Genomic DNA, 12,808 nt, shown 5'->3' with positions numbered 1-12,808 from the left:
AAAGCCAATAAGTCCCCAATATGGACCATAGGAGGAAACCAATGAACAGAGAGACAGTCGTTGTACTTGATTTCGGTGGACAGTATAATCAGCTGATCGCACGTCGTGTCAGAGAATGTAACGTATACTGTGAGATTTATTCTTACAAGACAGATATTGAGAAGATTAAAGCAATGCAGCCAAAGGGGATTATCTTTACTGGCGGTCCTAACAGCTGCTATACGGCGGATGCCCCTACTTATACAAAAGAAATCTTTGAACTGGGTGTACCGGTTCTTGGAATCTGTTACGGTGCACAGCTTATGATGCACCTGTTAGGCGGCAAGGTTGAAAAAGCACCAGTTCGTGAATACGGAAAAATTGAAGTAAATGTTGATACGGCCTCCAGATTGTTTACAGATGTTTCACCCAAAACCATCTGTTGGATGAGCCATAATGACTACATTTCAAAACAGGCACCAGGTTTTGAAATCTGTGGATGGACCAATGACTGTCCTGTGGCAGCAGTACAGAATGTGGAGAAAGGCCTGTATGCATTACAGTTCCACCCGGAAGTGCTTCATACAAAAGAAGGACGTAAGATGCTGTCCAATTTTGTATACAACATCTGTGGTTGTTCCGGAGACTGGAAAATTGATTCCTTTGTAGAAGAATCCATTAAAAATATTCGTGAAAAAGTAGGAAACGGCAAGGTTCTCTGTGCTTTGTCAGGTGGTGTGGATTCGTCTGTGGCAGCAGTCCTTTTATCAAAAGCAGTAGGCAATCAGCTTACCTGTGTTTTTGTAGACCACGGTCTGCTCCGCAAAAATGAAGGCGATGAAGTAGAAGCTGTGTTCGGACCGGAAGGGCCATATAATCTGAATTTTATTCGTGTAAATGCACAGGAACGATTTTACGAAAAGCTGAAAGGCGTAGAAGAGCCGGAAAGAAAGAGAAAGATCATCGGTGAGGAGTTCATCCGTGTTTTTGAAGAAGAGGCAAAGAAGATCGGTGCTGTAGATTTCCTGGTACAGGGAACGATTTATCCGGACGTTGTGGAAAGTGGTGTAGGAGGAGAATCCACAGTGATCAAATCCCATCACAATGTAGGCGGACTTCCGGACTGCGTAGATTTTAAAGAAATTATCGAGCCGTTAAGAAACCTGTTTAAAGATGAGGTTCGTAAGGCAGGTCTTGAGCTTGGCATTCCGGACTATTTGGTTTATCGTCAGCCATTCCCGGGACCAGGACTTGGCATCCGTATCATTGGTGATATTACACCTGAGAAAGTTAAAATGGTTCAGGATGCGGATGCGATCTGGCGTGAGGAAATCGCCAATGCAGGTTGGGACAAAAAAGTGAATCAGTACTTTGCAGTCCTCACAAATATGCGCTCTGTAGGCGTTATGGGGGACGAACGTACTTATGATTATGCAGTTGCCCTGCGTGCGGTTACTACTACCGATTTCATGACCGCTGAATTTGCCGAAATTCCCTGGGAGATCATCGGAAAAACCACCAGCCGTATTGTGAATGAAGTAAAAAATGTAAACCGCGTATTGTACGACTGTACCGGAAAACCCCCTGCAACGATTGAGTTTGAATAGTTGACGCTGGGCTACAAAGCCCGTAACCACGGGGCTTTGCGGCTTTGGGTGTTTGAAATTGCATTATCATTGCATTTTTATATTTCTTTGTGATACATTGCAGTATGCTGATTACTGGTATAATTAGCAATACTTTGAGAAGCTGACTGGTAGCTGAGAACCCCGGTCAGCTTCTTTGCAATCTCAATATTGGTGTTTGGATACAGATGACCATAAGTTCCTAGTGTCGTCTGTATTTTTTCATGTCCAAGACGCTCTTTAATCAGCAGTGGATTTTCGCCCATGCTGATAAGCAGGGAAGCATGCGAATGTCTCAGGGCATGAATTTTGATTCTGTGAACACCAGCTAAATTTGCCAATTTCTCCAATGCTCTTGGAAGTGTTGTTTTGCTGGTGGGTGTACTGTTATAACTCAGGACGAATCCACAATTTGGTAAAACCTTTGCCTGAACCGCCTTCCATTCTTGTAATTCCTTGATGGTATCAGCATCAATATAAATGGTACGGTTGCTTGCCTGCGTCTTAGGTTCAACGAATTTGTAGTCATTCATTGTTTTATAGTACAGTGTTTTACTAATAATCAGCATACCTGTTTCAAAATCAATATCATCCCACTGTAAGGCGGCAGCCTCTCCAATACGCATTCCAGTCATAAATAAAAGCCAGAACGAGATGAAGAGATAGTGCTCGTAGTAGTCACCTTTGTACAGCAGGGATATTACCTTCTGAAACTCCTCCAAAGTCCAGAAGTCGATCTTTACTTTTTTAGATTTGATATTGCCGATCATGCGGGCAGGATTCTTCTTTGCAAGTCCGAGGATAATCGCCCGGTCAAAAGCTAAACATAACATTCCCTGAACAATGCGTACATAGTTTGGACTGAATTGTTTTGCCAACTTGAGCTGCCAGGTCTGTACATTTATCGCTTCTATTTCGGACACTTTCTTCTTGTAGAAATAGGCAAAGTGTTTTTGAATGGTCGAGTAACGATTCTTGTAGGTACTTTCTTTCACCTGAGTTTTGTACCACGGAAGATAGATTTCTTCAATAAACTTTTTGAAGGTAATGTCTTCCTTCTTATCAGCTAATTCTTCCGTTGATGCAAGAATCAATTTGGAATACTCGGCACGGGCTTCTTTTTTTGTTGAGAATCCGCTGCGGTATTTTTGAATCTGTTTTCCGGTTACAGGATGATATCCGAGATTGGCTCGAAAATAATAAGTGCCGTTTTCTGCTTTTTTAATTGGATCTTTTGCCATGATTTCACTCCTTACTAAAATGCAAAAAGCACGATCATTCTTGCTTATCGGGCAAAGTAATCCCTAATAATTCTTCAACGGCTTCTTTTGGAACCCTGTCTAATTTTCTGGATTGATAATAGGTATGCCCCTTTTCTACCATAAGTTCCTTTGCTTTTTTTATAATATCAGCAGCAAAGGAAGGACCGTAGCCTAATTCAATCAAATCCCTTTTTGTTACAGTTATCATGAATCTCCTTTCCACAGACAGGGAATCAACTTGATACCTGTCTATTATTATATCAAATTTTGAGTAAAAGTTCTCTAATAAAAGCGCTATAAGCTAAAATCCCAAAAGTCTATGTTATTCTTTCAGAAGCCAGTTCCTATGCCCGTTCCGGCCACGTAAAACGGTGTTACTTTGTAACTATTAAGCTGCAGGCGTGCGAAGATGCAAACTATCTGCAGTCACCTATATCAATCTCCCGAAAGATTTCTTTTGTTTTCAAGGTACGGCGAATGGATATATTACCCATTCAATTAAGGAATAGGGGACTTTTCTTTAAGATTGAAAAATTTTGAGAAAAAATGATAAAAATAAAAGCTGCCTTGATTTGGCAGCTACGGAAATCTATTTGCGTTTTAGAGCCAGACGATTCAGCATGGAAATGAGCGCAAGCATATCCTCGTCATCGAGTTGTTTCATCAGATCAGTTGCTTTGTCAATCAGAGGAAGATTGTGCAGCTCTGAATCGAAGAACTGTTGAGGAGTGACTTCCAGATAGTCACAGATATCCAGAAAGCTCTGCATGGTAGGCAGAGAACGTCCGGAAGTGAGGGACTGGATGTAGCTTTTATTTTTGCCAAGATCCAGACTCATCTGATATTCAGATACATTTTTCTTTAAACGCAGTTCGCTGATGCGTTCTCCAATAAAGTTTTTATCCATACATTTACACCTCTCTTCCACATTTTAAACTATTTACTTACAGCAAATTACGGAATAAAATAGAGATATATTTGAAATATAGTGATTATTCCGTAATATAACCGTAATTTACTAAAATGATACAAAAAAAGAAATTATGGATGATAGAAAATGGATTTTGGGGTATGATGATAGCAAAGGAAGTGGATGTCTGTGCGGATTATAGGAAATGAGCAGGAAATTGAATGGGCGAAGGAAGCACTGCGGAATCAATGTAACGATTGTCCCTACTTGGACTGCTGTAATGAAAAGGCGAAAGAGGAGTCAAAGCAGTGTGGAACGGTTCGGTTTGGCTGCCGGGAGTATCTGAAAGAGAAGATTGAATTCGTAGTAGAAAAATAGATGTAGTATTTTGAACAAATATAAACACCATATATAGTATAAGCCTGAATTGACATGAGGAATATCTTGTGCTAGTATACTGATATAGTTTATTTTATGCACACCCTTTTTGGGGAGTTTCGGGATTCATAAGAATCTCCAAACTTACAGGAAACAGCAGGAGCTGATTCCTGGCATAAGTAGTTTATGTTTGTAGTGAGTGTCACGGTATGCCTTTTTTGGCTGCGTGGCACTTTTGTTTTTTCAGGAAGAAACCAGACTTTTAAGAATGAACAGAGAAAAGACTCTCTTTTCATTCTTTTTTTGTGCTTACATTTAGGTTTCGGCATAGTTGCATGCCACAACCAGCTTCGGCTGTTGATGGATAAATATTATTTTAAGAAAGGTGGAATAAGAACATGAATGAAGCAAGAGTGTATGCAGATGGATTTGAGAGATCCTTTGCAGAAGTAAAAGATCTGCTGGAGTTTCTGGCAGAGAGAGGAAGAAATGCCAAATGGATCAGAAAGCCAACGAATACGTTACGGCTGGCACCACTGGAAAAGGAGGCTCAAAATCTGGATGCGGCAGATGCATCCATGGAAGAAATTTTGGAGGATACAGAGAAGAATACGCAGCTTGTACTGAAAATGAGAGGAGAATCCTATCCGGTACGTGACTGTGCCATCCGCACCATTTTAAGCCGCGCAGGTGTCAATGGAGACGGGCTTCGCAAGCTGGATAAGGCAACATATGCGAAGGTAGTCAATTACTGCCTGCGGGTTGCAAAAGGGGATGCCCTGATTAAGATTGCGGACGGAAAGGTTTCCGCAGTACATGGCGGGGATAAACATGATTATTGCATCCTTGATATGAAAGCCATGTTTGAGACAACCTGCGAATATCTGAATCTGAATTTCAAAGGCAGTGTTTACATGGAGGGCTCTGGTATCTATGACCATTCCATTGTATCTGCCATGTGGAAGCTCGGAGGAAGTCAGGAACTTCTGGATACTTACCGAAAAGCACTGGATGCACACGGAATGGATGAGAAGATCCTGTCACCGGCACTTCGTTTTACCACATCTGACGTGGCAGCGAGCGGTGCAAATCTGTATCCGATGCTTTTGACAGACGGACCAAACGGCGTTATCAGTCTGGGAAGTCCAATCAAGCTGGCTCACGATAAAGGGGCAACGATTCTGGACTTCCGGAAAAATCTGGAGCAGGTATGCGCCCGCTATGTGGATGCGATGAAGAATCTTACTCAGCTTATGGACATTGAGATCCGTAATCCGGTGAACTGCCTGAAGCTGCTGATGAAGGAACTTGGCATTAAACAGAAGATCCGGAATGAGGTGGTGGAGCTATTTGTATCCCAGAACGGGGAAGGTGCCTGTACGGCACATGATCTTTATTATGCCATGAATGAAGCCTCCTTTTTTGCAGCCTGTGAAGGAATGTCCGGACAGGGCATCCTGAAGCTGGAGGAGGATATTACGAAGGCGCTTATAAAAGACTGGAAAAAATATGACGTTTATGGAGCAGTCAAATGTTAGGAGGAATTGGAATGAATAACAAAGCAGAGTATACACCGGAAAAGGTTGTGGATATCAGTAACCTGTCAAGAGAAGACTGGTTGGAATACCGCAAAAAAGGAATCGGCGGCAGTGATGTAGCGGCAATCATGGGGATCTCTCCATTTGCCACTATCCGGGATCTGTTTTACAACAAAACAGGTGTGCAGCCGGTCATTCAGGAGGAAGAGGAAAGCAACTGGGTTGCCAAGGAAGTCGGACACCGGCTGGAAGATCTGGTGGCAGAAATCTTTTCCAAAAAGACCGGACTGGAAGTATTTCCGGTACGTGTCATGTTCCGGCATCCATTATATCCGTTCATGCTTGCAGATGTGGATTTTTTTGTTCGTATGCCGGATGGGACATTTGCGATTCTGGAATGTAAAACCTGCAATTATAATGCGAAAGATAAGTGGGCTGATGAGGGTATTCCAGCTCATTATGTGCTGCAGGTAAGGCATTATCTGTCTGTGATGAATATGCAGAAAGCCTTTATCGCATGCCTGTATGGAAATAACGAGAATGAGTTTGTGTATCGCACCATTGAGCGTGATCTGATTGAGGAAGAAGACATCATTGATCAGGAAACGTATTTCTGGCAGGAACATGTATTGAAAAATGTAGTACCGCCGCATAACGGGAATTCCGATCTGGTTCTGGCAAATATCCGTAATTATGGTGGTTTTGCAGACAAATCTATTCCGGAAATTGTGCTTTCCGGTCTGGAATCAAAAAATCTTGAGAAGTATCTTACCCTTTCGGAGGAAAAGTCACAGTTGGAAAAACGGAAAAAGGAAATCGAAGCAGAACAGCGGGCAATCAGTGTTCCTTTTGTGGAACAGCTGGGGCAGGGCTGCAAGGCAGTGCTGGAGGACGGTACGAACCGTTACCGTATTACCTATAATCCGACCAGACGTACTTCGGTTGGGAAAGACCAGATGGAGAAGCTGAAAAACCAGCATCCGGATATCTATGAGGAATATACAAAAACAACGGAGAGCCGTACTTTCCGAATTAAGAAGGAGGCGGCGTAATGAGAAAACCAAATGAACGGATGCGGATAAAAAGCTGGAGGGATATAAACAATGAGGTGCAGATTTAAACATAAGATTTTCCAGAATGAGGAGAATGGGTATACGATTGCCATATTCACCACACAGGATACGTCTGTCCCCCTGTCAGCCAGAGACAAATATCTGGCATCCCGGAATATCATCGGCTTCTCAGCGATTGGATTCGGTCTTCCGCTTACAGACGAGATTGAGCTTGAGATGGAAGGCAGATGGGAGAGCGGAGAGCATGGAACTCAGTATCAGGTGGAAAATTTCATGGAGGTTGTACCACGGACAAAGGAGGGTATCTTAGGATACCTTTCTTCCGGTGCAATCAAAGGTATCGGTCCCAAGATGGCAGATACTATTTTCCGGAAGTTTGGGCTTCAGACACTGGAAATCATGGAAAACAACCCGCAGGAACTCTTGAAGATCCGTGGAATTTCCGAGAAGAAGCTGGCTGCTATTGTGGAGTCCTATGGAAAAAACCAGGTGTTCCGGGAACTGATGACGTTTCTGGCGCCTTTTAAGGTAACACCCAAAAAAGTGAATATGATTCTGAAGAAATTCGGAAATGAATCGGTGGATATTATCCGGCACCGCCCTTACATGCTGAGTGCAGTCAAAGGCTTCGGGTTTCTGACTGTGGATGCGATCGGAAGACAGTGCTGCTGTGCACTCAATGATCCCATGCGGATATCCGGGTGCATCGGACATATCATGAATCAGGCAATGAAAGAAGGACATCTGTTTAAGCAGCGTCAGGAGGTTATCAGGGAAGCACTGGAAATGCTGAACCGGGATCTGCAGGTCATGGCAGTATCGGAGCAGGATGTCAGTCAGGTGCTTTACCGGCTGGTGCTGCAAAAAAGCATTGTTGTGGAGGAAGAACGGATCTATTCTATCCGGCAGTATGAAGAAGAAACACAGACCGCTTCCATGATAGCCAGACGGCTTTTGGAGAAGCCGGTTTTGCTGTCCATTGAACCGGAGCTGGAAAAGGCACAGAAGACACTGGGGATCACGCTGTCAGAAACACAGAAACAGGCAGTGCGGATGGTGTTTGCACATCCCATCAGTATTATTACCGGAGGTCCCGGAACCGGAAAGACAACGGTTCTCAAGGTGATTCTCTATATCCATCAGGCGTTATGCAGGTCAGAGGTACAGCTTATGGCTCCGACCGGACGTGCGGCAAGACGTATGGTGGAGAGTACCGGCTGTGAAAATGCATCCACGATGCATCTGGCCCTGGGGCTTTTGGGAGATGATACGGATTTTGAACCGGATTTTGAGTACCTGTCTGCCGGATTTCTAAATGTAGATGAGGTGTCCATGGTGGACATGCATCTTGCCTATGAATTTTTCCGGCGGGTTAGCAGACATGCCAGAGTCCTTTTAGTCGGGGATAAGAACCAGCTTCCATCCGTAGGAGCCGGGGATGTGTTCCGGCAACTGATTGCCTGCGGGCTGATTCCGGTCACGGTACTGGATCTGGTTTACCGGCAGGGCGCTTTGAGCAGCATACCTTATAATGCAAAACTGATGCAGGAGAATAAGACTAATCTGAGCTTTGGGGAGGATTTTCAGTTCATTGCCTGTAAAGGAGCAGATGAAGCGGCAGAGATTGTCCGGAGGATTTATCTGGACGAGATTGCAAAAAACGGCATGGATCAGGTACAGATCCTGACTCCGTATCGGAAACGCAGTGCTGCCGGAGTGGATGAATTGAACAAATCTCTGGAGGATTTTGTAAATCCGCCAATCGCAGGGAAGAAGGAACTGCATATCGGCAGTCAGGTGTTCCGGGTTGGCGATAAGATTTTACAGAATAAAAATACCGAGATGGCGAGTAACGGCGATCTGGGCAGGATACTGGACTGTATCACGGATGAGGATGGAAATGCCAGGGCAGTGATCGGATTCCCGGATGGGCGGCAGGTGCAATATGAAGCTGACCAGATGGAAATGATCGAACATGCTAACGCAACAACCATCCATAAGGCACAGGGTTCCGAATGTCCGGTTGTCATCATCCCTTGGGTAAAAGCCTTTTATATGATGCTGAAGCGCAATATTCTCTATACCGGAGTGACCAGAGCGAAAAGCAAGGTTTATCTGGTAGGGGAATGGGCTGCAGTCTGTCAGGCAATCCATACGGATGACAGCGGGACAAGGAACACCATTCTGAGTGAGCGGATCGTACAGTATTACGATCAGTATCAGAGTGAACAGAAACCGGAAATGGAGCAGTTAAAACTTGTTGTTTAAAAATATTTTTCAATTTTTGAAATAAGCGGACTATTACTCTTATATAGGGGAACGTCTGCTTTTCTAAATGAAAGGAGCAGAGAATGAAAGAATTATTGTATAAGAAATCAGAGGCAGTTGCCGCTTTGAACCGTGTGGATGGCTTCCATCCGATGGAACTGGCAAGAAAGATTGGAGAAGAAGGGCAGGAGGAGCAGCTTTATCTGGATGTGAAATACCGGAAGCTATGGTTTCGTCTGGTCAATCCGGCAGGAAAGATCATCAGCCGGATTATCACTTTCACAGAGAACATGGCAGTTGTGGAAGCACGTATCTATCTGGATAAATGTGATCAGGAAGACAATTATGTAGCCAATTCCTTTTCGCAGAAATTCCGGAGCGATGACCCGAAGTTTGGAGACAAATTTCTGGAAATGGCAGAAACAGCAGCCGTAGGAAGGGCATTATCGGATGCCGGATATGGTGTGCAGTTTGCGGATGTGGGAGAGGAAAATGATCCTGCACAGGTAGATGCCGGAATTCCATATCAGAATCCACAGATGCCGGATTCAGGTGCCATGGAAAATGCAGCCATGCCGGATTCGGGTGTCATGCCAAATGCCCCTATGCCAACTTATGGAGAGATGCCAGGTCAGCCGGAATATGCAGACCAGCAGATGATGAATCAGTTCTATCAGCAGGCACAGGCGGCGGGAAGCACCATTTACCATGGCAGTGGACAAATGCCTGGCTACGGTTCCGCTCCGGCTGCCTCTACGCCGCCAAAGACCGGACAGATGCTGCAGGGAGCATTACAGAATCTGGATACGTCCCTTCCGGTAGAAGAACTGATGAAACACATGAACTATGAAATGGCAGTCGGGACTGTGATTCCGGGAAAGGGAAAATACGGCGGAAAGACCATGGGACAGGTGGCAGTTGAAAGCCCGTCAACGATCCAGTGGTTTGCCGAGCAATATTCCGGACCGAACAATCTGGTTCCGGCGGCAGCAAAGGTAATTTTACAAAAAGCAATGCCGATGGCTGGTTAAGGAAGAACCCCGCAGAGAGCTTTTTTCTGCGGGGGAAAGGAGGAAGAGACCGGGATGTATTATGATATGTCTGGGTTTGATTATGGAATACTGGATGTGGTGCAGGTGCTGCATCTCAGAAAGCGGCGGGGAAACTATTATGACTGCCCGTTTTGTGGAGAGACGCATGGAAAACTGAATATCAATGTGGAAAAGAATGTATTCCGGTGCAACCGCTGTGATGCGTCCGGGGGGATGCTGAAGCTTTATGCGGATTTGCACAATGTTACACTCTCCGAAGCAAATCAGCAGATCCGGGAAGCATTAGGAAAAGGAGAATACCGGACGGATTATATCAAAGCAACGCCGGTACAGGAAGAAAAGGCAACGGCAGAGCTTGCACCCATAGAGGAAATCCACCGGACGTATCAGAGAATGCTGTCCATGCTCACGCTTAACAGGAAGCATCAGGAGGATCTGCAAAGACGAGGATTAAAACCGGAACAGATCGAAGCACAGCGTTACCGGAGTGTCCCGCTGTTTGGAATGAAGAAGCTGGTCAAAAGGCTGGCAGAAGAAGGATATATGGTGAAAGGCGTGCCGGGATTCTACCGGGATACAGACGGAAACTGGACGATTAACTTCAAAGCAGAAAACTCAGGAATCCTGATTCCCATAGTTTCTTTGGACGGGTTCATCCAGGGTTTTCAGATCCGGGTAGATCATGTGACTGACACGAAAAAATATATCTGGCTGTCCAGTGTCAATTATGACCAGGGAGTTTCCTCCGGAAGTCCGGTACATGTGATCGGTGATCTTGCCGCAGAACGTGTCTATCTGACCGAAGGAGCCTTAAAAGGGACCATAGCCCATTATCTGTCCGGCGCTACCTTTGTGTGCGTTGCCGGAGTGAACCAGTACCGGAATCTGAAACCGGTGCTGGAGCGGATGAAAGGATATGGGATGAAACAGCTTTTGGAGGCGTATGACATGGATAAGAAGATGAAAGTAGCCTGCAATAAGCATGACAGTAAGTGTGCGGTCTGTTTTGAGCGTTCCCCTGTTATCTGCCAGCATAAGGCGGAGAAACGGAGGATTATCCAGAACGGCTGCAATAAGGTCTATGAAATCTGCCGGGAGCTTTCCCTGCCGATGAACCGGATGGTCTGGGATATGGACGAGAGCGGGGAGTGGAACGGGAAACACAAGGGGATTGATGACTATTTAGCCGCCATCAAACAGAAGGAAGGAACCGGGGCACAGACTTCGGCTCTTCCGAAAGGAGAACAATCATGAGAAAAAAAGGAAATACGGTTCTTGCAGGACTCATTATCTGCCTGTTGCTTGTTTTTCTCGCAGCGGCAGGAAAACTCTTTGGTGCTTATCTGAAGTATCAGAAAGGGGACGTAAGTTACGAGAAACTGCAGGAATATGTTCAGGAACCAGAGGAAGAAGAATCACCGGAGTCTGAGAAAGAAAAGGAGGAACCTAAGAATAGGTATCTAGAAATTGATTTTGCAGGTTTAAAAGCGGTTAATCCGGATGTCATAGCGTGGATTCAGATTCCGGCACTGGATATTAGTTATCCGGTGGTACAGGGGAAAGATAATGCATATTATCTTCATCACCTTTTTTCGGGAGAATCCAATATCAACGGGAGCATCTTTGTGGACTGCCATAATCAGCCGGACTTTACGGATCAGAATACGATTGTGTACGGGCATAATATGAAAAACGGGAGCATGTTCGGAACTCTGGATAAGTACCAAGACAAAGAGCTATTTGAACAACATCCGGAGTTTTATCTCTATTTGCCGGACAAGATCCTCAAGTATCGTATCTTTTCCTGCTATGCGGGAAGAACCGGAAGTGAGGGATATAGGTATCATTTCCCGGAAGCGGAAGATTTTCAGACGTTTCTGGATACGGTGTCTTCTTATAGGGATTATGATACCGGCACCGAGCTGTCGGCAACGGATCGGATAGTTACGCTGTCTACCTGTGTCAATTCCAGACGGAATTATCGCTATCTGGTACATGGAAAATTAAGCAGTGAGATCATCACAGAGGAATAAAAGAATCGTGCTGGTGTGAGAAGAAATTTCTTATGCCAGCTTTTATTATGGGAGGAAATGTAATGGGAACAGCATTGGTTATGGAACATGCAAACGCACTGGCACAGATGATAGTCAGTGAAAAGGACAAGTTATTTGATGAAAGAGTGGAGGCTCTTGTAAAACTTTATAGAAGGGCGGAATTTTATCTGAAGCAGGGATTTCTGGAGAGCATCGTCTGCGAGTTCCATCGGAAGAAAGTGGAAATGATTATGCAGGCGGAAACAAAAGGAGAGATTACGGAAATACTGAAGTTATCAAAACCGCATTTTGACGGGAAAAAATTTGTCTATACCTCTCCGTATGCTGTGGAAGAGGAAGAGCTTCTCCTTTGGTCTCTGACATCACTGCAAGGTCCACTCCGGGATGAAGGGTATCGAAGATATCGGGAATTATTTGAGAAGTGCCTGCCGGAATTGGTGGAAAAGCTTTCAGCATAGGACAATGACAGAACAAAAGAAAAAAGATACTAAGCATTTTTAAGAATGGTTGGTATCTTTTTTTCTTAGACAAACGAGACTATGAAGAAAAGTCTGTAAATAATAATCTTCTATGATAATGATTGAGCTGGAAGCGCTAAATTGGAGCTTCCAGCTCTTGCTATATATATACGACATGATTTCGGGCATGTCAAGAGCAGACGTCAAAAGC

The 12,808-nt window shown here is 44.6% G+C and carries 12 protein-coding genes; 9 read left to right on the top strand and 3 right to left on the bottom strand.

From position 1 onward, the window contains the following. Positions 1-41: 41 nt before the first annotated feature. Positions 42-1,586 (top strand): glutamine-hydrolyzing GMP synthase, encoded by a 1,545-nt coding sequence (gene guaA, locus G5B11_RS04995; RefSeq protein WP_173727083.1) that lies wholly within the window; start codon positions 42-44, stop codon positions 1,584-1,586. Positions 1,587-1,663: 77 nt separating this feature from the next. Here the strand turns inward: guaA and G5B11_RS04990 are convergent, their stop codons facing one another. The 3 genes from G5B11_RS04990 to G5B11_RS04980 all read right to left on the bottom strand — a co-directional run bounded on the left by G5B11_RS04990 (position 1,664) and on the right by G5B11_RS04980 (position 3,773). Further along, positions 1,664-2,845: a site-specific integrase gene (locus G5B11_RS04990; RefSeq protein ID WP_005333347.1), complete on the bottom strand. Its 1,182-nt coding sequence runs from the start codon at positions 2,843-2,845 to the stop codon at positions 1,664-1,666. A gap of 34 nt (positions 2,846-2,879) precedes the next feature. After that, positions 2,880-3,074, bottom strand: a complete 195-nt coding sequence (locus G5B11_RS04985) for a DUF3173 domain-containing protein (RefSeq protein WP_005333349.1) — start codon at positions 3,072-3,074, stop codon at positions 2,880-2,882. A gap of 381 nt (positions 3,075-3,455) precedes the next feature. Beyond that, positions 3,456-3,773, bottom strand: coding sequence for a helix-turn-helix domain-containing protein (locus tag G5B11_RS04980; RefSeq protein WP_005333350.1), 318 nt, complete (start codon positions 3,771-3,773; stop codon positions 3,456-3,458). Positions 3,774-3,965: 192 nt separating this feature from the next. Here G5B11_RS04980 and G5B11_RS04975 point away from each other — a divergent pair, with 192 nt between their 5' ends. The 8 genes from G5B11_RS04975 to G5B11_RS04940 all read left to right on the top strand — a co-directional run bounded on the left by G5B11_RS04975 (position 3,966) and on the right by G5B11_RS04940 (position 12,597). Then, entirely contained in the window at positions 3,966-4,154 is a 189-nt protein-coding gene (locus G5B11_RS04975) for a 2-ketoisovalerate ferredoxin oxidoreductase (protein WP_425458801.1), read from the top strand. Between the two features lie 398 nt (positions 4,155-4,552). Continuing rightward, positions 4,553-5,692, top strand: coding sequence for a hypothetical protein (locus tag G5B11_RS04970; protein ID WP_005333353.1), 1,140 nt, complete (start codon positions 4,553-4,555; stop codon positions 5,690-5,692). Next, positions 5,686-6,744: a YqaJ viral recombinase family nuclease gene (locus G5B11_RS04965; protein ID WP_005333354.1), complete on the top strand. Its 1,059-nt coding sequence runs from the start codon at positions 5,686-5,688 to the stop codon at positions 6,742-6,744. The genes G5B11_RS04970 and G5B11_RS04965 overlap by 7 nt, the downstream gene beginning before the upstream one ends. A 51-nt stretch (positions 6,745-6,795) precedes the next feature. Further along, the gene (recD2, locus tag G5B11_RS04960) at positions 6,796-9,033 is read left to right on the top strand and encodes an SF1B family DNA helicase RecD2 (protein ID WP_005333356.1); all 2,238 of its coding nucleotides are present in this window, start codon (positions 6,796-6,798) and stop codon (positions 9,031-9,033) included. Positions 9,034-9,116: 83 nt separating this feature from the next. After that, positions 9,117-10,064: a hypothetical protein gene (locus tag G5B11_RS04955; RefSeq protein WP_173727082.1), complete on the top strand. Its 948-nt coding sequence runs from the start codon at positions 9,117-9,119 to the stop codon at positions 10,062-10,064. A gap of 54 nt (positions 10,065-10,118) precedes the next feature. Further along, complete coding sequence (locus tag G5B11_RS04950) at positions 10,119-11,339, top strand: CHC2 zinc finger domain-containing protein (RefSeq protein ID WP_005333381.1); 1,221 nt, start codon at positions 10,119-10,121, stop codon at positions 11,337-11,339. Further along, positions 11,336-12,118: a class B sortase gene (gene srtB / locus G5B11_RS04945; protein ID WP_005333383.1), complete on the top strand. Its 783-nt coding sequence runs from the start codon at positions 11,336-11,338 to the stop codon at positions 12,116-12,118. The genes G5B11_RS04950 and srtB overlap by 4 nt, the downstream gene beginning before the upstream one ends. Positions 12,119-12,180: 62 nt before the next feature. Beyond that, positions 12,181-12,597 (top strand): hypothetical protein, encoded by a 417-nt coding sequence (locus G5B11_RS04940; protein ID WP_226875175.1) that lies wholly within the window; start codon positions 12,181-12,183, stop codon positions 12,595-12,597. Positions 12,598-12,808 lie beyond the last annotated feature (211 nt).

Origin of the sequence: Blautia glucerasea (assembly GCF_013304385.1) — a bacterium.
Lineage (GTDB): Bacteria > Bacillota > Clostridia > Lachnospirales > Lachnospiraceae > Blautia_A > Blautia_A ammoniilytica.
This window is presented reverse-complemented; position numbering and strand designations above follow the sequence as displayed.

Bases quoted from the DNA above. Each gene is read 5' to 3' on its own strand.
- G5B11_RS04985 (WP_005333349.1), bottom strand. From the start codon at position 3,074: ATGATAACTGTAACAAAAAGGGATTTGATTGAATTAGGCTACGGTCCT.
- G5B11_RS04955 (WP_173727082.1), top strand. From the start codon at position 9,117: ATGAAAGAATTATTGTATAAGAAATCAGAGGCAGTTGCCGCTTTGAAC.
- G5B11_RS04970 (WP_005333353.1), top strand. From the start codon at position 4,553: ATGAATGAAGCAAGAGTGTATGCAGATGGATTTGAGAGATCCTTTGCA.
- G5B11_RS04950 (WP_005333381.1), top strand. From the start codon at position 10,119: ATGTATTATGATATGTCTGGGTTTGATTATGGAATACTGGATGTGGTG.
- guaA (WP_173727083.1), top strand. From the start codon at position 42: ATGAACAGAGAGACAGTCGTTGTACTTGATTTCGGTGGACAGTATAAT.
- G5B11_RS04940 (WP_226875175.1), top strand. From the start codon at position 12,181: ATGGGAACAGCATTGGTTATGGAACATGCAAACGCACTGGCACAGATG.
- G5B11_RS04980 (WP_005333350.1), bottom strand. From the start codon at position 3,773: ATGGATAAAAACTTTATTGGAGAACGCATCAGCGAACTGCGTTTAAAG.
- G5B11_RS04990 (WP_005333347.1), bottom strand. From the start codon at position 2,845: ATGGCAAAAGATCCAATTAAAAAAGCAGAAAACGGCACTTATTATTTT.
- G5B11_RS04965 (WP_005333354.1), top strand. From the start codon at position 5,686: ATGTTAGGAGGAATTGGAATGAATAACAAAGCAGAGTATACACCGGAA.
- recD2 (WP_005333356.1), top strand. From the start codon at position 6,796: ATGAGGTGCAGATTTAAACATAAGATTTTCCAGAATGAGGAGAATGGG.
- srtB (WP_005333383.1), top strand. From the start codon at position 11,336: ATGAGAAAAAAAGGAAATACGGTTCTTGCAGGACTCATTATCTGCCTG.